The following is a 22,556-nucleotide window of genomic DNA, read 5'->3' on the forward strand; positions in this document are numbered from 1 at the left end:
CTGTTCACATCATATGGGCGAGCAGCATGATCAACAATCGTGCAATCGGCCAAATCATGAACCAATCGCTTATACAGCAAGCTTTTGCAGGATCGGTTCATTCGGTGGAGAATCGGTTGGTAAGGGTAAAAGCATCAAAAAGGCCGCCTCATATGGCGACCTAAAATGCGTAACACTTTAGCTTTTTTGTTCGGGTTGCAATTCTTAACACGCTGAGTGTAATCAGTCTTCAATCATTAGAGATCCGCTGTCGTTAGGATCCTCAATCTCCTTAATTACGATAAGTACGCCTTCTTCGTTAAATGCCTTTATTTTGAGTGGAGTGCTTGCAGACGAGGGAAGTAATACAAACCATATGTTTCTTTCAGCCCCCACCTCAACCATTTTAGCTTCAGTAGAAATCTGTTTTCCATTTTCCTTCGTTTCGACCGTTATCCGCTTGATTGCAGGGTTCAGTACATTTCCGAATATGATAGGAAAAGGGGACTCGATGTGCTCCAAGCGAGGCATACTCATATAGTCCAATGCGGGTGGATTTGATGGAGATTTACTAATCCCGTATCCTCCTCCCCATCCCCATTTCCAACCAAAAATCCTCTTTCGCACATACTCTATTTGAAGGTTACTGGATTCTGTGCTTGCTCTTTGTGTAAATACAATCATACCGCCTTCCACTGGCTCTTCATGGATAAATTGTGATGTATACTGTTCAGATCTAAACTTTTGAATCGCCATTTCCGGAGTTTTCCCAGTAGGGATATGTATGGTCTCATCCATGCCAAGCAATTTTGACATCCGTTGATCTGAAAATCCACCCGGTCTATCGTTAAGATAGACATAAGATAAAAACGAGGAGATCAAGAAAATAATCACAACTAAAAGTATCCCGATCCGTCGTTTCATTCGAAGTTGCATTATCTCCGAACCTCCTTGTTTATTTAAATCAACTTATGAGAAAAATAAAACCCTTCTAATATTACCATATTTAACCTCTCGATTTCTGATTTATATATAACAAAAAAACCTTCAAGCACAGTGTCTTGAAGGTTTTTTCGTTGGATATTAAAGAACTTTTTCCAAAAAGCTGATGGTTCGTTCATGCTTCGGATTACCGAATATTTCGGCAGGCGTACCCTGCTCGATGATATATCCGCCATCCATGAAGATCACCCGATCGGCAACTTCACGGGCAAATCCCATCTCATGGGTTACGATCATCATCGTCATTCCCTCGCTTGCGAGGTCCTTCATTACGCCCAAAACCTCACCAACCATCTCGGGATCCAGCGCGGAAGTCGGTTCATCAAACAGCATGACGTCTGGGTTCATTGCAAGCGCGCGAGCAATGGCAACCCGTTGTTTTTGACCACCCGAAAGCTTGTTAGGGTAACTGTCCGCCTTATCCGACAAGCCTACCCGCTCAAGCAAGCGCAGCGCGGTTTCCCGAGCTTGCTGCTCGTTCAGCTTACCAAGCTCTCTTGGTGCGAACATGATATTTTTGAGCACGTTGAAATGTGGAAACAAGTTAAAGTGCTGAAATACCATCCCGATATTTTCACGAGCTTTATTGATATTGGTTTTCGGATCATTCAGATCCTGGTCATCAACGATAACCCGGCCTGCAGTGATCTCTTCCAATTGGTTTATACAGCGCAGAAACGTACTTTTCCCCGAACCGGACGGGCCGATGACACAAACCACTTCACCTTCGGAGACCGTCATATCGATACCTTTCAGAACCTGATTCGAGCCAAAACTTTTCTTCAATCCTTCAACCTTAATTTTACCCACGGCGAACTCTCACCTCCAGATAGTCAGCGATTTTAGTCAATGCAATGATCACAATCAGATACATGATCGCAACGGTCAACCAGATGTCAAAAGAGGCGAACGTTCTTGCGATGACAATTTTACCCGATTGCGTCAACTCCACCAGACCAATGACGGACAAGATCGACGTATCTTTCAGTGTAATGACCATCTGATTGATGAATGATGGAATCATAATCCGGATGGCCTGAGGAATAACGATCTTCATCATCGCTTTGCGGTAAGGCAGACCCAGTGAACGGGCGGCCTCCATCTGTCCACGATCAATCGATTGAATCCCCCCGCGAATAATTTCGGTAACATATGCTCCTGCATTCAAACTAAGCGTCAGAATGGCTGCCAGGAACAGAGGCATGGTGAAGCCCAGCGCCTGCGGAATCCCGAAGTATATAAAGAAAGCCAGGACAATCAATGGAATCCCGCGGAATACGTCCACAAATACGGTGGCTACACCGCGAAGGAACTTATTATGTCCCACTTTCATAAATCCGAAGATCAATCCTAGAATAAAGGCAAAAAACAATGAAACAATGGTGTATAAGAGCGTGTTACCCAGACCTTTAATCAGGGATGGCAGGGATTTCTGAACCAACTCCCAACGCCCCATATTGGCAGTTGTCGAAGCATTTTCACCAACATAGGTCTCAGTAATACGTTTATACTCCCCGTTTGCCTTGATATTTGTTAGTCCATCATTGAACATTTGCAGAAGTTCCTGGTTCTTCCCTTTACTTACGGCGAACCCATAGGAACCTCCTATTTCGGGTTCTGTAACCGTTTTAAGACCGTTATTCTGCTTCACCCCGTAAGCAAGTACAGGATAATCTTCAAAACAGGCTACGGAGTTTCCGGTTTTGACATCATCATACATTTGTGAGGAATCATCAAACGGAACAATTGTAAAGCCATATTTCGAGGCAATAGACTCTGCAAAAGTGTATCCTTCTGTTCCCGTTTTCACGGCGACTTTTTTGCCTCGGAGGTCCTCATAACTTTTTACGGAATCGTTATTGACGCTAACGCCCATAACTACACCTGAGTCGAAGTATGAATCTGAAAAATCAAACTTTTGTTTTCTCTCATCAGTAATACTCATTCCCGCAATAACACCATCGACCTGATTTGCCTCAAGTGCCTGCACGGCCGCGTTAAATCCGAGAGCTTTAATTTCATACTTAAAATTCTGATCTTTGGCAATGGCATCGAGCAAATCCATGTCGATTCCGACAAAATCACCATTTACATCCTGAAATTCAAACGGAGCAAATGTAATGTCTGTGCCGATGACATAAGTTTTGCTGGTGTTAGACTCTGCATCAGCAGCCCCCGCCCAACCGGATAGTCCGGTTACCAAGAGCAGCACTAGCGAAAGTACAAAAAACGAGACCTTTGTTGTTTTCATATGTCCTCCCCTTCTCGGTCTACTACGTTACTGTGTTACATTTTTTTCAGACGTATTGCCCATTATACAGTCATATTGTTTTTGTGAAAATAAACATTTTAAATTTTAAGTATTGATTTCTTTTCCAATATGATGCTCGACCGGTGGCTAATTAAGTATAGTTTTGCACTCACTCTTTATTTACCGTTGTAAAGCGCACTCGTCCTTTCGTTCATTCCACAACCCAACCAATTTTTGGTGCATGTTGAATATGTGTTTTTTTCGTACGGAATTCACCCGTAATATGTTTATCATTTACAATAATCCCTCTTTCAATCAAAAATGTTTTGTCTCATCCATGTACTTATAACTCTCAACAGGTGCACCTTCCATTACCTTATTAAGCACTCGCTTGAAACACTTTTTCTCGACGTTCCCGCGAAATTTGATGTTGACGTGTCCTCCATAGAAAAGGAGACCCCGCAATCAGAATATTACCAATCAGTTCAATGCCTGCATGTCACCTGAGCATATGTCCATACTGGATGCTAAGCTGGAACAGTTTGCACCGGATAAGCCTGCTGGATGAAGCTGAGGATCTACTACACCGTAATTGCTAGATATTGCATGGGGCTCATGTGAACAAAAGGGCTCAGCTCAATCAGAGCCTTTCAGGCTTGCAGACGTCGGACTTCGGTTTTATGGACATTTCTAAGATATGGATTAAGCAAGAAAAACGAGAAAGGACTTCTGTCAAAAGACGGAAATCCTTTTTCTATGGTTACTTCTATTTCATATCTTCCTGGTACAATGCGAACCCTAAGCTAAATATGAAATGGATCTACCCACCACTATCATTGACTATGTTGTAAATCTTGCTCCATGTCCTTTCTGAGCCACAGCTCCCGGAATGGTTCGCAGTTCTGAATCAGTTTATCGAAAGGTCCGTGACCGGCCAATCTTCCTTGGTCCATAACTACGATCTGATCGACCTGCCGGATGAAGTTCAATCGGTGTGCGACGATAATGACAGTTTTACCGCTGAACTCTTTCAGGACAGTTTCCATGATGCTTTTCTCCGTAATATTGTCCAACGCCGACACGGGTTCGTCCAGAATCAACACGTTTCTGCGCTGTAATAGGATTCGAGCAAAGGCAAGCCGCTGCCGTTCCCCGCCGGACAACTTCAACCCTCTCTCGCCAACAAGCGTGTTTAATCCCTCTGGCCATTTCAGAATGGTATGTTTAAGATGAACTTTATCCAATAATTCATAGAGAACTTCATCCGGAACCGATTGATCAAAACAAATATTGTCCCGGATGGTTGCATCGAATATTGGCGTCTCCTGTGACAAATATGAGATATGATCATAGTAGCTATTTAGCTTCAGCTCATCGATATCAACGCCATCCACAAGCAGCTTGCCGCTGTTCTTTTTCACCAGACCGGTCAACAGCTTGATCAACGTTGATTTTCCGCTCCCACTCATGCCAACCAGTGCAACGGAAGACCCTTGGGGAATGGTCAGCGAGATATCATGTAAGATCCTATCCTGACCATAACCGAATGAGACGTCGCGAAACTCTATATTCCCCTTGAGCCCCATCAATTCATGACCACGATCCAGGTTGCGGTCCTCTGGAGCTTGAATGAACGCTTCAAATCGCTTATAGGTCACTTGATTCAGCCGATAATCCACGAACAGGACATTAAAAATGGCGATAGGTGAGTATATCTTTTCTATAAAAAGAAACAATGCCACAATAACGCCTATGGAGGAGTCTCCTATAATAACGCTCTTCACCCCAAAGAACAGGATGACAAGCTTGATTACGGTAATAAAGACCTCAAATATGGCAAAAAAAGCTTCATGAATCATCCGCAGCTGCGCGCTTTTGTTAATCATTAGCCGTGCTGATGCGCTGAGTTTCGCCATTTCCTTCTCATATCGCTTGTTCGTCCGAAACACGACCAGTTCCATGAATCCACGTACAGAGTATCTAGAGATGGACTCCTGTTCGTTTAATATCGTTGATTTCATTCGGTACAGAAATTTCAAGATGAGGTTCGTTACTCCAAATACGACGACATAACCCGCCGCAATAATGAGCATAATCCGTGGATCGTAGAAACTGATAAACAGCAGACTGAACAAAATCGTCGGTAGCAGTTCATGTAATGTCTTGAGATAAAAGCCATAAATGATCTCATTCCCTGCTTCTGCACCATTTTCGATGACTTTGATCATTTGACCTGTTCCCACGTTTTGATAAGCCTGATAATCGATTTTTGCTATTTTGGCCAGTGCCATGATCTTTAATTGCTCGGTCAACCGCTTGGACAGATAAACGCTTGGATACTCATCCGCGTAGTTCAGAACGACCGTCCCCACCAGAAGTGCTCCGTAGATCATAATCAAGTGGATCATATCGTCCATCCGATTGACCTGTATCGCCGTATCCAATATCTTCTGGAAGAAGAAAATCCCCAAGCTGCTGAATAGCTGAATGGCCCAGCCTAAGGCAATGTATAGAAATATCCACCATTTTAATTGAAATAAACATTGTTTTAGCACTGCTCTCTTGCCCCTTTATCTTCTAAAATGAGAAAAAAGCCAGGACGATTCCAGTCATGGACTTCTGCTAGACCTTCTCTATGAGAAGGACGTTGTAGGTCCCATGGATCTGGTGTGTCCTGGCCGCGAACAAAATGATTGCCTGGGCACCATCCAAAGTTTCCAGTTTCATGCGATCAAATGGGCATACGAACCCCTTGATAGCCGGTACGCGTTTTGATCCGGCCCGAAAACTAGTTACTTCGAACGATACGGTAAGACATTCATTTCACCTCAATTCAAAAGATATGGTCTAGTATAGCCGTTGGCCTCCCTTAAAATCAACCAATTATTTCAAGTGAATCATGCAAGTTTTATATAAAAACTTGCAACTCAATAAGAGAACAAGCTATGATCATGATAGAATGAAAACCTATGTATATTTTCTGGAAATAACGTCAAGGAGGAGAAGATGGAAGACATTATTTTGTGGTTAAAGTATTTGTTTTTGGGTGTGGTCCAAGGAGCAACGGAACCCATCCCTGTATCTTCTAGCGGACACCTAATCATTGCACAACGGCTGATGGGGATGAAACAAAACGGATTATCGTTCGAAATTTTAACCAACACAGCTTCACTAATAGCAATTATTTTTATCTTTCGTGAAGATATCAAAAAGCTGATTGTTGGCGCTGTTCAATACCTTCGTACACGTGACCAACAATACAGGGCAGAATTTATGTTTGTGCTATACATTATTATCGGTACGATTCCCGCAGCGCTCGCTGCAGTACTGTTCAAGGATCGCATTGAAGAAGTTTTCGCTTCCGTACATACCGTCTCCATTGCTCTATTAGTTACCGGTGTTGCCTTATGGCTCATTCGCAATCTGCGCGGCCGTAAACGTGATGGAGATCTGTCAACCAAAGATGCAATTCTGGTTGGTCTGGCTCAAGCCGTTGCCCTGATTCCGGGGATCAGCCGTTCCGGAGCAACGGTAATAGCTTCCATAGCTGTCGGCATGAAACAGGAAACAGCCTTGAGGTTTTCCTTTATGCTCTACATCCCGATTAGCTTGGGTGGTCTGGTCTTGGGAGCGTCCGACATTGCAAACGACCCCAATCGGTCAGAGCTTGCCATTCCTTATCTTATCGCCTTCATAACGACACTCGTAGTCACGTATTTCTCAATGAGATGGTTCATGGGCATTATGGCCAAAGGAAATTTAAAATATTTCTCCTACTATTGTTTTATTGCCGGAACATTATTACTTATCTTTTTATAAATTTAATATCTGTACTTCAAAGGAACATCAGGCGTTCAGCCAGGTGTTCCTTTTTTATTGATCAATTCGGAGCAAAAACTGCTTAAGTTAATATCTGATATTTATGTATATGAACAAAGCGCATGACAAACCCCATAGAAGACATAGGCCTGTCCTCTATGGAGTCCGGTTATACACGTTAAAGATTAGTGCGGCAAGTTTCCACCTGTTTGTGATGCAATCATGGATGGCGCAAACCCGTTCAGCATTTGCTGCATGTCCTGCTGAGGCAGTTGCGGTACCTGATAGAAACCGTTCTTATTTTGATAAATCGAGATCTCATAGGCCATCTCGATACAGTTTGGCAGCGAATCTGCCAGTACACGACGTACCACCGGGTTTGTTGATTCCAGCGCAGCCGATGTTTTCATTACTGCTCCCGATTTTACTGCATTCAACATGCTCAGAGAGATGCTTTGGTCGCAAATTTCAGTTGCGGAGAGCATTGGCTTCATTGGTTGGCTTGGTTTCATGCCATACGTGAAGTCGTTATCCTGTGACATCTTATAACTTTGCGTTGGTTTGGATGGGTCTTGTCCTGTTCTGAAGCATTCCAGTGTAATGTTGTACTCTTCGGACATGAATTGCTTTTGACGCAACAAAATATCACGAAGTTCCGGATCTTTAACATGTTGACTCAGCATTGTATAGGTATTTAACGTATTGATTGCTCCAGCAAGCACCTCATGGACATCAAACATCTCATGTCCGCCATGATTGAGTTGTGGTGGGATTGTTCCTGTTTCAATGTTTTGATGGTTTTGCAATTGCATGTAGAATTACCTCCGATTAATCTGTTATTTTTGGATGTCCCATTTCGCAGACTAATGTATTATGAAGTTTAGATCTTCAAGATATTCGGCATAAATTTTGGTTAGTGTATGTTACAAAAAAAGAAAGACCGTCACAAGTGGCGGTCTTTCTTACATCCATTTTATTTAAACAGCAGTTGATTCAATGCAGTAACAGTCATCTCATGAGTTGGTTTAAAATCATCACTTTCCATATATTGCAGCAGACTGTGAATAAATTGTCGCCCTTCGATCTGACCAAGCAGTTGATCATAATCCAGTGCCCCAACTAACACTTTACCGTTGCCTACTTTGCACTCAAATAACAGTCCAAGCTTATGATTACGCTCAAAGTTATCGATCGTCTGTACAATCGGCTGTAACTCTGCCGGGAGGTCGTCCATAATGATTGAACGCGAATGGGTAACAATATTCCACCATGGATATGTGGAATGCATCTCGCTCGGGAAATGCTGAAGAGCCGGATGATCATTCTGAATCAGCAAACCCAGCGTACCTACCGGAACAGGTTTATTCATGCTTTCCGAGATGGATCGGAACATGGGATAACACCAGAAATCAGTACTATATAAACCCTCAATAGCGTTGGTAACCTGTCCGGGAGAAGCCAGCAGAAGAACTGAGTCCCCCTCCTCCAAACTCTGCAGAGCTGCTTTTGTCAGCTCCTTGTATACAGGTGCATCAGCAAACTGACGATCCTCTTGGTCAGGGTAGACCCAAATGTTATAGGATTTATAAATATCCGTATTCGATATGGACAACTTTAAGGTTACCTGAGTCATATTCTCTACACTTGGAAGAATTACATTAATGTTCCCAAGCTTCTGGTAAGGCTTCATGTGATCCTCTGTAATGAGCTGTTCTCCTTCAGATATAACGCGGTTTCCTTGAGTACATTCCCATCGCAACGTTTCCCCTTTCAGAGGGACCTGACGATAATAACTCAACTCTACCGATGCGTTGAATGTCTCACGAGCCGCATAGTTGTACTTCTCAAAGCGAGCCAAAAGGACAGCATCCGAGCAGAAGGTTCGCCATTCTTCAGCACTGATTAAACCTTTGGAGTCCATAAAAGCGTCCAATATGCCAACAAGGGCCGTCCCTTGTCCGCTAAAGTCCTGCAAATCGAGCAGTTGGAAGCCTGCAAGGCGCTCGGATCGGAAAGCTGCCTCAAGCTCTTCCTTGTAACAATCTACAGCCAGTTGACCTGAGGCACGGAAGAACGATTCAGCGAGATGCCCCATGCCCTTGGCCTGTAAACGTTCTCGAAAGGTTTCAAAGTTATGTGCTTTGATAGAGCCTGTATACTTTTCAATCTCCGCAAAATCCGGATACATGGCATACTGGCCAATCTCGTGAGAGACAACTGGAAGATGCGGAATGAGCTCCTTGTCCGTTGCAGCCGCTTTCACGGTTTTGGAGACTGTCCCGTATTGGATCTGAATCTCCTGTTCCTGTGAATGGGAATCCTCTAGTCCAATTTGCTGCTGAGGGCGGATGTGCTCGTCATAATCCTTCATTGTGCCAGGCAGATCGGTTTGAACATGGCCCAAAGGAGCATCACACATCGCATAGGAACCTCTGATCAAGCGATCGCGGGAGAACCGCACACCACTGAAGAAATCTTCTTCCTCCAGAATAACCGGGGTAAACTGAAAATTGTTGGAGCCTTGAGTATATAGATGGCGTTGATCGTATGCCTTGTACTCTTTCAGAATGGCACTTAGCTTTTCCTTGCTCCCCCATAGCTCATTCCCCAGTGACATCATGACAAACGAAGGATGATTCCCGAAGCTGCGCAGAATGGCGAATCCTTCTTCAATCAAATAATCCTGCTCTGCCTGGTTATGGTTCGCATCACTCTCATCCGTAATCGTTCCCCAAAATGGCAGCTCGGGTTCCATGTAAATTCCCAGCAGATCGGCTGCAATAAATGCTGCTTCAGGTGGACAACAGGTATGGAAGCGATAATGATTAATACCGTAGGATTTCGAAATCCCCAGAATTCTCACCCATTCGTTCACGTCCGTTGGTGCATAGCCAGTTAACGGGAAGATCAATCCATCATGCTTGCCGCGCAAAAAGGTTGGCCGATTATTGATTGTAAACTTGTCTCCACTCGCCTTGAAATCCCGCAGTCCAATTACAATGTCACGATCATCAATGATTCTCCCATTTTCTTCGCGCAACGTGATTGAAATTTTATATAAATGAGGTGCATCGTCACTCCATAAGAGCGCTTCATCTCCCAATGCATAAGAGATACTCATTTCGTTATGATCAACTGGATACACCTGCTCTGTAACTTCATGTAGGCCTTCTTCCACGTTGGAAGCTTGCTCATAAATGGCGAAACTCTTGGCAGACACTGCAATTTGGGTACCCTGAAACGCTCCATCCATTTTCACCGAAAGCGTTATCGATTTATGCATCGCATCGGTGTAAATTTGCACATCACTCATACGTGCTTCATTACTAAACTTCAATTCCAGTTTACCCGTAATGCCGTTCCAGTTGGTCTGTGTATCCTTGGAGGTCATATGCCCGCCTTTGGTTGGGTAGCTCGTGTTGTCCACCTTGATCCTAACCGTATGTGTACCTGCAGAGAGCCCTTCATTCAGAACATACTCATGGGGCGTGTTGAGACTATTACGTGTACCTAGTGGAATATCATCGATCCAGACCGTTGTCACTCGTGTACGCTCCAAGTGCAGACAGCAATACTTTCCTTCCAAATCCTCAGGAACCTCAAATTCCCGCTCCAGCCAGAGCCATCCCTCGAAGGCGTATTCGTCCGTGAGCGCTCCAACCTCAGTCAGCTCGTTTTTCTTTCCCTTCCTGGCATGGGACGTTGTATTTGGCATGGATATCGTGTCGTCATACGGAGAATTAATCCCCAGCTTGTTCTCGTCAAGCTGCATTCTCCAGACTCCTTGCAAGTTAATAATGGGCAACATGATTTCAACTCCTAATTATGGGTTAACCGCACTTGTCTATCATTGTATCAGAGAATCGAATACCTATCTGTGAAATTTAAATATAAGGATAGTTCTGTTTACAAAAAAAAAACCTGACCCCAGGCAAATAACCGTCCAGGGTCAGGCAGACTACCAACGAATAATCTAGTTTTGTTCCAGAAGACTTAAGATTAATTTGACCGATTCAGCCCGCGTTGCCGTTTGCAATGGTGCAAATCGATTACCGCCTACACCGTCAATCAAGCCGGCCTCAACCATGGAAGCCACGTAAGGCGCTGCCCAAGCAGGAATCTGATCCCGGTCTTCAAAAGAAAGCGAAGCCGTGGTACCTTCCGGTGTGCTGCTTGCACGAGCAATCATGGTCACCATTTCAGCACGGTTCAGTGGTTTATTCGGCTTAAATGAGCCATCCGTGTATCCACTGATAATGCCTGCTGAAGCTGCTTCCACAATATATGGAGCAGACCAGATTGGAATCTGTTTTGCATCTGTATAGGTTGTTACCGTGCTGCTTGTATTCAGTTGCATAGCTCTGCCCAGCATGGTAATGAACTCTGCACGTGTTACTTTTTGATCCGGACGGAAGGTTCCATTACCATAGCCTTGTACAAAACCTGCAGTCAAAGCTTGATCGATGAGCGACTTCGCCCAGTGTCCTTCCGTATCTTTCAGCTGTGGCGGATTTCCATTGCTGCCGCCAACAGTTCCAGTGCCAGGTTGACTCGGATTAATGGTGTCCGGCTTGCTTCCCTGCTCTGTTCCTGGCTGCGACGTTTCAGAACCTGTTCCAGGTGTTGGGGTAGTGGTTCCAGACCCGCCACTGTTTCCAGAACTGCCACCTGATCCAGGGTTCGATGTACCCGGTCCTGGGTTCGGCGTTTCCGTATTCGTCTTCTTGATCATACCAAATTGATCAATAATAAACGGTATAGCGTTATTTTTATTCTGATCAATCTCATACGTTACGGCTGTAAGCTTGTTACCGTCTATAGTGATGCCCACAAAGTTTTGAACCTGTCCGCGTTTCGGACGACGATCATCATTTGGATCTGGTCCATACTCCGCAGCATGATTTTCTTCTGCCCGTTCGAACAAGCTGTAATATGCTTCTCCAAGAACAGGATCCTGATTTTTATAGTATACTTTCGGTCCGGCTGTTGCTGGAATCAGATAGATGGTGCCATCCGGGTTCACCGAGTATTCAATCTGTTTACCGTTCAATGTCTCCGTAATCTTAACAGCATCATTCGCTTTTCCAGTTTTATCAATCGGTTTGGTACGGGCGTAGATATGATCATGCCCCTGTAACACAAAGTCGATATCCAGTTCTGCCATCAGCGGAGCGATTTTGTTACGAACCCCGTTTGGTCCGATAATATCCGAATCCGTCGCATGATTGGACGTTGTATATGGGCCTTTATGGATGTTGACGATGATCCAATCAGCTCCGTTTTTGCGAGCTTCTTTTACATCGTCCTGCAGCCACTGTACCTGTTCTGCCGAGAAATTGTTATACTCTTCTGAATCCTCATTCGAATTCAACACCACGAAGTGTGCATTACTGTAATCGTACGAATAATAAGCACCTGTCTCTGTTGCCGAGTTTGCTGGCACATCCAGGTTAAAATGATCGATAAACGCGAAGTTCTCATCTTCGTGGTTACCCGCTGATGGAACAATTGTTGTATTCAAAAGGCTTGATTGAGAATGACCGAGCAGCCAGTTCCACTGCTCTTCTTTAACACCTTTATCAACAATATCTCCATTGTGTACCACAAATTGAGCATTCGGAATGGTAGCAAGTGCTTTGTCCAGTGTCTCGGAGGAAAGGATCGCTTCATCCTCATCCTTCGCCTGCGTATCGGCCAGGTCAATAAATGTAAAGGCTCCTGTCTTCGGCGCTGTACGGAACGTGCCCACCTTGCTCCATGTATTGCTGGAAGCTTCGCCCACTCTGAAGTAATAGACCGTATCTGGCTTAAGATTCGTTGCTTCCGCTTTGTGTACAAGTTCTGTAGACGAATTCACGGACTGGCTGGAACGCCCTTCAAAAGAAATGGCTTTAGAGAAGTCAGCCATGTTTGCTGTTTTTTCAACAACCTGAAGATCACTTGCTGGAACCTGTTCGGATGTGTACCAGGCAAATCCTTTGCTAGTTGTTGGATCTCCATTAAACGTAACCGTAACCTTGCTCACTTGCTCATCATTGGATTCACTGTCTTTCGTAATTCCGAATGTATCTACGACAAAAGGTTCAGCATTATTTTGCTGTTGATCGATTTCATAAACGATCGCTGTAAGCTTGCCGCCATCCACAGTCAGTGAGGTGAAATTCTGCACCTGACCTCTTGCTGCACTCGTTGTATCTCCATACTTGCGGGCATGATTCTCTTCTGCTCGTTCAAACAGGCTAAAGTATGCATCGCCCAGTGCGGGTTTCGTATTTTTGAAGTATACTTTGGCACCTGCCGTACCTGGAATCATATAGATGGTTCCGTCCGGATTAACCGTGTATTCGATGCTTTGTCCTTTAAAAGTTTCCTCAATTTTGGAAGCTTCTTCTGCTGTTCCATCCTGCTTGATCGGTTTGGTCCGAGCATAGATGTGATCATGTCCTTGAAGCACAAGATCGATGCCAAGCTCATTCATAAGTGGAGCAATTTTATTTCTAACACCGTTATCACCAATAATATCCGTGTCGGTAGCATGATTGGACGTTGTAAACGGTCCTTTGTGGATATTGACGATGATCCACTCAGCTCCAGCAGATTTGGCCTGCTCCACATCCTGCTTCATCCACTCCACTTGTTCGTTCGAGAAGTTCGCATAATCCGTCGAATTTTCATTGGAGTTCAGAACGATAAAATGCGCATTACTGTAATCATAGGAATAATAAGCACCTGTGACCGTCGCCGCATTCTCTGGCTGTTTTACATTAAAGTGGTCATAAAACGCATAGTTTTTGTTCTCATGATTACCCGCAGAAGGTACGATCGTTGTTCTCATCAAATCCTCTTGTGAATAACCAAGCAGCCAGTTCCATTCTTGTTCCGAGGTCCCATTCTCGACAACATCACCGTTGTGAACGACGAACTCTGCATCCGGGACGGTAGCTAATGCCTTTGACAGCGTTTCCGCTGATAAACTCGCCTCTTCCTCATCCTTCGCTTGCGTATCGGTTAAGTCGACAAAAGTAAATGCTCCGTCAATCGGAGCTGTTTTGAACTCCCCTGTTTCACTCCAGAGGGCAAGCCTCTCATCACCTACACGATAATAGTATGAGGTGTTTGCTTCAAGTCCGGTAGCTTCTGCTTTATGAACCATTTCTCCCGGAGAGTTTCTGGAGATGATCGCTTCACCACTAAACGTTTGTGCCGCATTGAAATCAGGAGCTCCGTTCTCTTTCTTAACCACTTGCACATGACTATTGGTCGAAGCAAGCGGTGTATACCAGGTAAATCCTTTACTTGATTTGGCATCACCGTAGAACGTAGCTGTTACTTTGCTAATATCGATTGCCGGTGCCTCAGCTAACGCTCTCAGCTCCATATCAAAGTACAGATCTGAGCTTCCATCGCTTTGCTGATGTACCTCTACTGCAATGATATTCTCCCCGTCATGCAGGAGCGTTTGAAGTGGTTCGGTCAAATCCACATCTTCATACATGACCGGCAGATCTTTTGAAGATGTTGCTTTGGTGGAATAGTTAATCTCACCATCAGGCATACCGAATCGGCGAACTTCCGTTCCATTCACATATAGAACAGCACCATCATCAATGCCGAAAGTACCCAGAATTTGACCATAATTTTGGATTTGATCCTGGTTTACGTTCAGTGTTGTCCGGAAATATGTAGTACGGTGTTTCAAATCTTCGTTACCACCATAGTCCACTTCTGTCTGTAGCGGTCCGAAATATGTCGTTGATATGCCGTTACCATTGTCTTTGTAACCAAAAGGAGCATTGTCTACTGCCCATGTATTGTCTTCATAGACAGCCTGCCATACCGATTTTAAATCTTGACCTTGATCAAAATACTTCCACGTTGAATTTTTGCTAAGTAAGATGTCTGCTTGAGGTTCAACGGTCTCTGCTGCCTTGACTGCTGGGACTGCGCCCAGTCCCCCGAACCATCCAATAATCAGTGCGGTTGATAGCAGGATGGCTAGAACCTTTTTGAACAATGGGTTAATCATCATGTTCTCCTCTCAATTGGCAATAATGTGAATCTAGCGATATTTCATTTGTGATTACTAGATTAGCCAGCTATATCATACGAGAGGAATATGTTGATTTTTGCATGTTTACGTAAATTACATGTAAATAAATCCATATCAGATTGGTTGAAGGGAATGTTGTCTGCTTTTGACCCGAGGAAAATGTTCATTTACAATCTTCGTTTTTTAATTTAAGATGATTTACACAAAGTAAATGTTTACACAACGTAAACCAAAAGGGGTGCCATTTTAGATGAGCGGCTTGCCGAAGTCAGCCAGATTTCCACTGTTTATTTTAATGCTAAACTTATTTATTGCTTTATTAGGTCAAGGTATGGTCATACCCATTTTGCCAGAGTACTTAAAAGAATTTAATGCTGCTGGCGCAGCAGCCGGTTACCTCATTGCCGCTTTTGGGACAGCGCAGTTTATCTTCTCACCGATCGGTGGACAGCTTTCGGACCGGTGGGGACGAAAATCAATGATTATCTCCGGCCTGTTTCTAACCGTTATTGCTGATCTGCTATTTGCCTTGTCGACAACCTTACCCCTGCTGTATATCGCACGATTTATTGGCGGTATCGGCATTGGTCTGATGGTCCCTGCTAATATGGCTTACGTGGCAGATATCACCACACCTGAAACTCGTGCCAAAGGCATGGGATATCTGGGCGCATCCATTAACCTCGGAATGGTACTCGGCCCTGGACTGGGTGGTTTAATTGCCGAATTTGGCATAAGAGTACCTTATTTTTTTGCCGGAGGACTTGGACTTGTAGCTACACTGCTTAGTCTGTATATGCCAGAGACCCTTCCCAAGGAGAAACGGAAACCAGCCAGTGCATTGGTACGCCGCGAGCCAATCCGCAATCAAATACTGAACTCATTCCGCACACCCTATTTTCGTTATCTGCTCCTTATTCTGATCATGACATTTGGTTTGATGAATTATGAAACCGTCTATGCTCTTTTTGTGGAACAGAAGTACGGATTTGATGCCACCAAAATTTCAATTATCATCACAGTCGGTGCAGTGATCGGTATCATTGTTCAGATCTGGCTGCTGGACATTCTTATTAAGAAGCTCGGTGAAATGAAGCTGATTCGATTATCTCTTCTGATGACTGCAGTTGCTTTGTTGCTGATGATCATCAAGTTCAATCTAATATATTTGTTGGCCGTATCAGCACTCTTTTTCGCCTTTAATGCCTTCTTGAGACCTACGGTAAGTACACTCATTGCCAATTCTGCCGGAGACCGCCAGGGATATGCTGCAGGATTAAATACAACCTATTCCAGCATAGGCAACATTATTGGACCACTGTTTGCTGGATTGCTGTTTGACAAACACATTCATATTCCTTATATTGTTGGTGCACTTATCCTTGGGCTCGCCCTTGTCCTGACGATGCAAAAAACAAACCATGTGAAAGAACAGGTTATCTCCTATGACTGAGAACTGGCACCAAAATTTCAAAAACAAAAACAGGGAAGCTTTAATTGCAGCAGCCAAAGAATTATGCATGAAGCAGAGCTTCCTTAATGTAAATATCAAAGATGTATGCAGCGAAGCCGGTATAAGCCGGGTTACCTTTTACAAACACTTTCAATCCATGAACGAACTGATTCTGGCGGTCCAAGTTGAGATTTTGGAGAGTATGACCGGATACGTGAAAATGGCCGCTTCAACGGAAATGAGCGGCAAAGAAATGCTTGCTTCCATGCTTGAAGCCTGGGTAAATTACGCCTCCACTCATCTCGGATATATCAAGTTTGTATTATTATTCGACCTGCATTATGAAGCCTATGATTCCGGCCAAGAGTTGAAAGAACAATACAATCTGTTTATTAAGCGGAAAAAGGAACAACATTTCCTGTTAGATGCCCTGGAGACTGGATATAGGGATGGTACGCTGAAGAGTGACCCTGATCCCCTTAACACTGCCCACTTTATCTTTGTATCCATGATGAGTATGCTGCAGAAAATGAGTCTAGCTTCAGAAGAAGATCACGTTACCGTTCAAAGCGATCTAAAATTCGCTGTCCGATTCGTTGAGATGCTGGTACAGCATTTGAGTAATTGAAGAATGGCATGAACACTAAACCTATATAATTGAAAGAAGACGATAGTGCTTGCAAAAGCTGCAATTCAAAAAAGACCAATCCAATTGGATTAGGTCTTTTTTGTATGTACAGCATCCATTTTCCCTTAGCAGGGTATGATCATTCAGATGAAATTCGGTTTATATCCGGGTCATCGCCGCTGTGTATGTAACCCTTCTGGGAATATGTAAATATAAATCTAAGGCTAGTCTTCATTTCCTCCTTTCAATTTACGATAAATAGTATGGGGTTATACGAATAACCATGTTGTTTTAACTACTTCCAAGGGGGAACAGAATATGAGACAGACTCGCAAAAAAAAGATGGATTTAAGGCTCAAACTGTATTTAATTATTCTGGTGCCATTACTGGCCATGGGCGGTCTCATCATGTGGACGACCATCGACTCCAGTGAGAATGCATCTGTAATGACCATGCAGCATAAGAATCAGCAGTTAGCAGTAAACACCGCCTCCCTGCTAGGCGAGGAATCGGAATCAATCAAGACATTAACATCTACGGCTTCAGAGGAAAGCGATGAATACAAAAGTCTTAGAGACGAACTCGTTAAAGTCCGGCTTCAATCGGGGGCCCTCTATGTATATATGTATAACAAAACCTCAGACGGGTGGATTTACACGGTAGATGGAGCAGATTGGGACGATGCGGAATATAGCCCTTATGGGACGGCAATGGAATTCAATCCCCAGATTCAGGAACGCTTGTTAAGCGGTGAAGTCGTTACTACAGGCATTGTGGACGATCCAACCTGGGGGCAGCTCCTCTCCTCGTTTACACCCATCAAGGATTCACAAGGTGAAGTTGTTGGCTATCTGGGCATTGACATTTCCGCTGCAGCAGTGAATCAAGTGTCCGCTGAATCGGTGAATAATGCGTATCGGACCATTATCCCGATTTTTGTGGTTGTACTGATTCTATCGCTGGTCATGATGCTATTGGTGGTAAGAGGCATCCTCAGACAAGTACGCGATATTAAGTCGAGCCTCGAACAGGTCGCGGATGGTAATCTCAAAGTTGTATCCACTCATATGAGCAACGATCAGCTAGGTGACATCAGTGATCTGATTAACGTCATGGTTGCGCAGTTGACGAACATCCTGATGGGAATACAGCAAGGTTCGAATACGCTGCAGCAGTCCTCGACAAATATTGCAGAAACGGCTCAAATGAACCAGCGTCAGACCGAAGAACTCTCCAGAGCAATCGAGGAAATCGCTATAGGCTCCATGAAACAGGCAGAAGAGACAGAACACTCCGTCCAGCATTCAGAGAACCTTGGCAAAATTATGGATGAAGTAGGTTCATACGTGCAGCAGTTCACCCATACTTCAGAGCAGCTGTCTGCCGTACAAGTGCAAGTTACACGTGAACATGAGGTTCTGCTTGAAAAAGGCCGGGAGAATGCCAAGCGTGTTGAGCATCAGCAGGAAATTTCCAGGTCTTTGACCACTCAATCGGAACTCGCTTCCTCCATTAGTGGACAAATCCACAATATCCTGAAACAGACCCAGATTCTATCGCTGAATGCTTCCATCGAGGCAGCCCGTGCTGGCGAGGCAGGTAAAGGTTTTGCAGTCGTTGCTGGTGAAATGGGGCAGCTCGCTCAGCAATCGGAACGTTCAATCCAGGAGATTGATGAGATTCTAAGTTCGTTTGTTCAAGAGATCCACCGGATGGGCAGTCATTTTGAAGCGAATATGGTGGCGGTCAAGGAGCAGGAAGAGCAGATTGCTGATTGTCTTCAAGCATTCAGACAAGTTAGCCGCTTATCAACTGAAGTGCACGAGCTTGCTCAGCGTTTGGAAAACCGTACAATGAATATGCATTCCATTCGTCAGGAAGTGGAACAGCACCTAAGTTATATCGCTTCTGCAACGGAGGAAACTTCGGCCATGGCTGAAGAAGTCACCGCCAGTGCTGTGGAGCAGCAGCGGTCTGCGAGCGAACTGTCGGATATCTCTGGTCATCTTGCCAGCCTAGCAGGCAACCTCAAATCATATTCCGATCAATTTCAGATCGAAGTCACGAAATCAGATCCAAAATAATGAAGTACCCCGCTACCTGACGAATCAGGCGGCGGGGATTTCTTATGTCATTTGCCTTATGTAATAAACCTGATTCTATGCCATTCTGTCTTAGGGGTTCTGCCTTCGTATCATTTGGCAAATGTATCGGTCATCCATTCATAAAATCTTTCCTTTTCTTCAAACTGTGGATAATGAGCAGAATCCTTGTAGGTAATAAACTCCTTTTGATCGGCATCAATCTGGTCAAAATACTGCCGAGCAGCATTCGCCGAAGTCATATAATCATAATCTCCCATAATAAAATAAAATGGTAAATCAAGTTTCGTAACCCGTATTGGCAGTGGTTTCTCAAACACTTCTTCTATTAAGTTACGCTGGGAATGTGTTATACCTTGGATATAGCGAATAACATCCAGCCCATTATATTCACTGCTGAAGATCATGCGCACAATATTGCCGTCAGGAGAATTCATGAGCCGTGCAGCGCCCCCATATTTTACAACATAATGACGAGGAGTTAAGGATTTGCCATTCCCGACTTCTTCAGCTACCTGCTGCAATTCATTTACATCATCCCAATTTTCAGCTGCCTGGGCTTCGCTTAAAACATAGTTCAAGCTATCCATCTCGCTTCTAGTCGTATCCCCCATCTGACCAATCCCAATATAAGCTGCATATTTCGTCGGAGCTAGATAAGCTGCCTGAGTTGCAATATATGTGCCATATGAATGGCCAATCAGGATAACTTTTTTTTGCCCGAACCGCTCTGAAATATAATCCGTTAAAGCGAGCAAATCATTGACCAGCATGCCAGAAGACAGTCCAGAATAATCTTCACCAAAATGATAGGACTTGCCGCTTCCTCTCTGGTCGTAATTAACAATCGTAAAATGTGTCTCCAACAAATCCTGGTACCGACGTGCGTAAGGAATCTCAGAAGCTCCGGGGCCTCCATGAACATTAATAATTACCGGATTATTTCTGTCCTCGCCACGTATCATTATTTCATGAGTGGTTCCATTTAGCTTTACTTTTTGCAAAAGGCTTATGCTGTTATTTCCTTTGACTGAAGATGTCCACGCGGGAAAAAAAGGATGATCAGTCCCAATGTCATAACGCTCAAGACTATGACTCCTGTCCATTTCAAAGTTCTTTTCATGTTGAATGAATTCCACCTTCCTAAGAATGTAATCCCATCGTACTGGTTTGCCCACACTCTGTTATCCTTCGGAGGTCTGAAATCGCTTCGGTCTTCAGAAGAATTTCAGTGTGAAAAGTTAAAAAACCGCCAATCGGCGGTTTATTTTTGATTTCATAATATAGTGAACAAATCCAGACTAGACAAATTCCCTATAAATCCTTTCTCGCAAACAAACGAGTGGTTAGAACATAGGATGCGCAGAAGATGAAGATAATTCCAATCGATATCATGGCTATAACCTGCCCATTTACGCCCTTCTCACTGACCATATTCATAAGCACGGCAAAGGGCTGCGCGAGAAGAATGAGTGCAACCATGAATATGGCATTGATAATGCCGGCTCCCTTTTTACTAAGTGCATAAAAAAGCGGCATATAGATGGAGACCAGCACCAGTACCATGCCTATGGAAACCAAGATGTCCATGAGGCTATAGCTTGGCTTGTTCAGCTCAGGAAAATTCAAGTCAACCAGCCAGTGAATGCCGAACGAGGCGAGCACACCAAATAAGGTATATAGTATCGCAGACAAATACTTGGCTTGCACGATGTTTTTGCGGCTAACCGGGAGGGTAAGCAAGAAATTGTGATTATGGTTTTTGATATCAATCATGGTAGCCAGGATCACCGAACCAAATGCAGTGTAGATCCCGACAAAATACATCGACATTTCGCTCTTGGGTATGAATGCCAAGCTAAACACTACGAGATATAATCCAATCGTCCACAGTGAACTTTTAAGCGCTATGAAGTCTTTGCGAAGCAGGTTAAGCATGTTTGCGTCCCCCTTTTGCCGTAAAATAGATCAGATCTTCTAAGGATGGTCTTTGCAAAAGGGCAAAGCTTCCAAATAACCGTTCTGCCTCTTCCCTGTTGTCTGCCAGTGCCTCAAAGCCAACTGGCGTCTCTCGAATTCCGATAAATTGATCTCGGATATCCCCATCAAGGAGCTCCATATCTCCCTTAACGATCGTATATTTCTCAAGTACATCATCTTTCGTTTCGTTAAAAACGAGTTTGCCCTGATTGACGAATGCAATATAGTCCGCAATACGCTCCAGATCCGTCGTGATATGTGTTGAGAAAATAATGGATCTTGTCTCGTCCTGTATCAGATCTGAGAGCAGATCCAGAAGTTCTCTTCTAAAAACAGGATCAAGCCCGGACGTCGGCTCATCCATAATGAGAAGATCGGCATTGTGTGACAGAGCGATAGCGAGAGAAAACTTGATTTTCATCCCCTTGGACAAATCAGCGATTTTCTTCTTCGGGGACAATTCAAATTGCTCCAGGTAGTCGTTGAATTTCTGCTCATCCCACTTTTTATAGAAGGGTGCAATCATCTTTTTCATTTCCCGAATCGTAAGATGTTCATAATAAAAGCATTCATCGGAAACAACACCAATGCGCTGCTTAATGTTTACTTCCTGTGCAGGCATCTCATGTCCCAGTGTCCTGATCGTACCCGAGTCTGGGTGGATCAAGCCAATGATCATTTTGATCAGGGTGCTTTTCCCCGCCCCATTAGGTCCGATGAGTCCTGTAATATAACCTTGCTTTACATTCAGGGATACGTTATCCACCTTAAATAAGGGATACGTCTTCGTTAAATTGCGCAGTTCAATCGCATTCATGATGAAGTTTCCTCCTCGATCAACAAAGTGAAATGATCAATTACATCTTGCTTCGTCATGCCTATTTCCTGGCTATCCCGAATAATCTCCAGCATCTTCTCTTCCATTTGTTTCATCCGCTGCTCCCGAATAAAATCCTGATTGGCACCGGAGACAAAACAGCCCTTGCCTACGACGGAATCAATCAATTTCTCTTTTTCCAGCTCTTCATAGACACGTTTGGTAGTGATCACGCTAACTTGCAGATCCTTGGCGAGCTGCCTGATGGAGGGAAGACTATCCCCAGCAACCAACTCCCCGCTCAAAATACTCTGTCTGATCTGGGTTAATATCTGCATATAGATGGGATCGCTCGAAGCGTTAGATATCAGAATTTTAATGGTCATTCACCTCATTGGTGTTTATTAAGTATATAGTGTGTATATATAATATATACACACTATATACTTATTCGTCAATCCATATTTGCCCAAC

Annotated in this window: 15 protein-coding genes and 1 pseudogene; 5 read left to right on the plus strand and 11 right to left on the minus strand. The window is 44.0% G+C overall.

Annotation, left to right across the window (positions count from 1 at the left end; genetic code table 11):
- The first annotated feature begins 26 nt into the window (after window positions 1–26).
- Window positions 27–164, plus strand: coding sequence for a hypothetical protein (locus MH144_RS05260; protein WP_239298097.1), 138 nt, complete (start codon window positions 27–29; stop codon window positions 162–164).
- 58 nt (window positions 165–222) lie between these two features.
- On the opposite strand, the gene MH144_RS05265 is transcribed toward MH144_RS05260, so the two are convergent.
- From MH144_RS05265 to MH144_RS30945, 4 genes are all read right to left on the minus strand, one after another.
- A complete protein-coding gene (locus MH144_RS05265; RefSeq protein WP_239298099.1) occupies window positions 223–915 on the minus strand; it encodes a hypothetical protein in 693 nt (230 codons plus the stop codon).
- A gap of 147 nt (window positions 916–1,062) precedes the next feature.
- Window positions 1,063–1,791 (minus strand): amino acid ABC transporter ATP-binding protein, encoded by a 729-nt coding sequence (locus MH144_RS05270; protein ID WP_095287293.1) that lies wholly within the window; start codon window positions 1,789–1,791, stop codon window positions 1,063–1,065.
- Window positions 1,784–3,232 (minus strand): amino acid ABC transporter substrate-binding protein/permease, encoded by a 1,449-nt coding sequence (locus tag MH144_RS05275; protein ID WP_239298101.1) that lies wholly within the window; start codon window positions 3,230–3,232, stop codon window positions 1,784–1,786. Before MH144_RS05275 ends, MH144_RS05270 begins: the two co-directional genes overlap by 8 nt.
- A gap of 833 nt (window positions 3,233–4,065) precedes the next feature.
- The gene (locus tag MH144_RS30945; RefSeq protein ID WP_239298103.1) at window positions 4,066–5,787 is read right to left on the minus strand and encodes an ABC transporter ATP-binding protein; all 1,722 of its coding nucleotides are present in this window, start codon (window positions 5,785–5,787) and stop codon (window positions 4,066–4,068) included.
- Between the two features lie 451 nt (window positions 5,788–6,238).
- On the opposite strand from MH144_RS30945, the gene MH144_RS05285 reads away from it, so the two are divergent.
- Window positions 6,239–7,051: an undecaprenyl-diphosphate phosphatase gene (locus MH144_RS05285; protein ID WP_239298105.1), complete on the plus strand. Its 813-nt coding sequence runs from the start codon at window positions 6,239–6,241 to the stop codon at window positions 7,049–7,051.
- Between the two features lie 185 nt (window positions 7,052–7,236).
- On the opposite strand, the gene MH144_RS05290 is transcribed toward MH144_RS05285, so the two are convergent.
- The 3 genes from MH144_RS05290 to MH144_RS05300 all read right to left on the minus strand — a co-directional run bounded on the left by MH144_RS05290 (window position 7,237) and on the right by MH144_RS05300 (window position 15,077).
- Entirely contained in the window at window positions 7,237–7,863 is a 627-nt protein-coding gene (locus MH144_RS05290) for a spore coat protein (protein ID WP_239298107.1), read from the minus strand.
- Window positions 7,864–8,024: 161 nt separating this feature from the next.
- Complete coding sequence (locus tag MH144_RS05295; RefSeq protein ID WP_239298109.1) at window positions 8,025–10,859, minus strand: glycoside hydrolase family 2 TIM barrel-domain containing protein; 2,835 nt, start codon at window positions 10,857–10,859, stop codon at window positions 8,025–8,027.
- Between the two features lie 165 nt (window positions 10,860–11,024).
- Window positions 11,025–15,077 (minus strand): S-layer homology domain-containing protein, encoded by a 4,053-nt coding sequence (locus MH144_RS05300; RefSeq protein ID WP_239298111.1) that lies wholly within the window; start codon window positions 15,075–15,077, stop codon window positions 11,025–11,027.
- Between the two features lie 274 nt (window positions 15,078–15,351).
- On the opposite strand from MH144_RS05300, the gene MH144_RS05305 reads away from it, so the two are divergent.
- From MH144_RS05305 to MH144_RS05315, 3 genes are all read left to right on the plus strand, one after another.
- Window positions 15,352–16,554 carry an MFS transporter gene (locus tag MH144_RS05305; RefSeq protein ID WP_239298113.1) on the plus strand — a complete coding sequence of 401 codons (1,203 nt, stop codon included), beginning with the start codon at window positions 15,352–15,354 and terminating at the stop codon, window positions 16,552–16,554.
- Entirely contained in the window at window positions 16,547–17,182 is a 636-nt protein-coding gene (locus tag MH144_RS05310) for a TetR/AcrR family transcriptional regulator (protein ID WP_239298115.1), read from the plus strand. The genes MH144_RS05305 and MH144_RS05310 overlap by 8 nt, the downstream gene beginning before the upstream one ends.
- 318 nt (window positions 17,183–17,500) lie before the next feature.
- Window positions 17,501–19,267: a methyl-accepting chemotaxis protein gene (locus tag MH144_RS05315; protein ID WP_239298117.1), complete on the plus strand. Its 1,767-nt coding sequence runs from the start codon at window positions 17,501–17,503 to the stop codon at window positions 19,265–19,267.
- A 110-nt stretch (window positions 19,268–19,377) separates the two neighbouring features.
- On the opposite strand, the pseudogene MH144_RS05320 reads toward MH144_RS05315, so the two are convergent.
- The 4 genes and pseudogenes from MH144_RS05320 to MH144_RS05335 form a co-directional block, all read right to left on the minus strand.
- Window positions 19,378–20,363: pseudogene (locus MH144_RS05320) on the minus strand (alpha/beta fold hydrolase).
- 236 nt (window positions 20,364–20,599) lie between these two features.
- Window positions 20,600–21,223, minus strand: a complete 624-nt coding sequence (locus tag MH144_RS05325; protein WP_239298118.1) for an ABC-2 transporter permease — start codon at window positions 21,221–21,223, stop codon at window positions 20,600–20,602.
- A complete protein-coding gene (locus MH144_RS05330; protein ID WP_239298119.1) occupies window positions 21,216–22,082 on the minus strand; it encodes an ABC transporter ATP-binding protein in 867 nt (288 codons plus the stop codon). Before MH144_RS05330 ends, MH144_RS05325 begins: the two co-directional genes overlap by 8 nt.
- The gene (locus MH144_RS05335; protein WP_239299268.1) at window positions 22,079–22,462 is read right to left on the minus strand and encodes a GntR family transcriptional regulator; all 384 of its coding nucleotides are present in this window, start codon (window positions 22,460–22,462) and stop codon (window positions 22,079–22,081) included. The genes MH144_RS05330 and MH144_RS05335 overlap by 4 nt, the downstream gene beginning before the upstream one ends.
- Window positions 22,463–22,556: the final 94 nt, after the last annotated feature.

Source organism: Paenibacillus sp. ACRRY (assembly GCF_022346995.1).
GTDB lineage: Bacteria > Bacillota > Bacilli > Paenibacillales > Paenibacillaceae > Paenibacillus.

Excerpts from the sequence above, each read along its gene's own strand:
- MH144_RS05260 (WP_239298097.1), top strand. The coding sequence starts at position 27 with ATGATCAACAATCGTGCAATCGGCCAAATCATGAACCAATCGCTTATA.
- MH144_RS05265 (WP_239298099.1), bottom strand. The coding sequence starts at position 915 with ATGCAACTTCGAATGAAACGACGGATCGGGATACTTTTAGTTGTGATT.
- MH144_RS05275 (WP_239298101.1), bottom strand. The coding sequence starts at position 3,232 with ATGAAAACAACAAAGGTCTCGTTTTTTGTACTTTCGCTAGTGCTGCTC.
- MH144_RS05285 (WP_239298105.1), top strand. The coding sequence starts at position 6,239 with ATGGAAGACATTATTTTGTGGTTAAAGTATTTGTTTTTGGGTGTGGTC.
- MH144_RS05290 (WP_239298107.1), bottom strand. The coding sequence starts at position 7,863 with ATGCAATTGCAAAACCATCAAAACATTGAAACAGGAACAATCCCACCA.
- MH144_RS05295 (WP_239298109.1), bottom strand. The coding sequence starts at position 10,859 with ATGTTGCCCATTATTAACTTGCAAGGAGTCTGGAGAATGCAGCTTGAC.
- MH144_RS05300 (WP_239298111.1), bottom strand. The coding sequence starts at position 15,077 with ATGATTAACCCATTGTTCAAAAAGGTTCTAGCCATCCTGCTATCAACC.
- MH144_RS05305 (WP_239298113.1), top strand. The coding sequence starts at position 15,352 with ATGAGCGGCTTGCCGAAGTCAGCCAGATTTCCACTGTTTATTTTAATG.
- MH144_RS05310 (WP_239298115.1), top strand. The coding sequence starts at position 16,547 with ATGACTGAGAACTGGCACCAAAATTTCAAAAACAAAAACAGGGAAGCT.
- MH144_RS05315 (WP_239298117.1), top strand. The coding sequence starts at position 17,501 with ATGAGACAGACTCGCAAAAAAAAGATGGATTTAAGGCTCAAACTGTAT.
- MH144_RS05325 (WP_239298118.1), bottom strand. The coding sequence starts at position 21,223 with ATGCTTAACCTGCTTCGCAAAGACTTCATAGCGCTTAAAAGTTCACTG.
- MH144_RS05330 (WP_239298119.1), bottom strand. The coding sequence starts at position 22,082 with ATGAATGCGATTGAACTGCGCAATTTAACGAAGACGTATCCCTTATTT.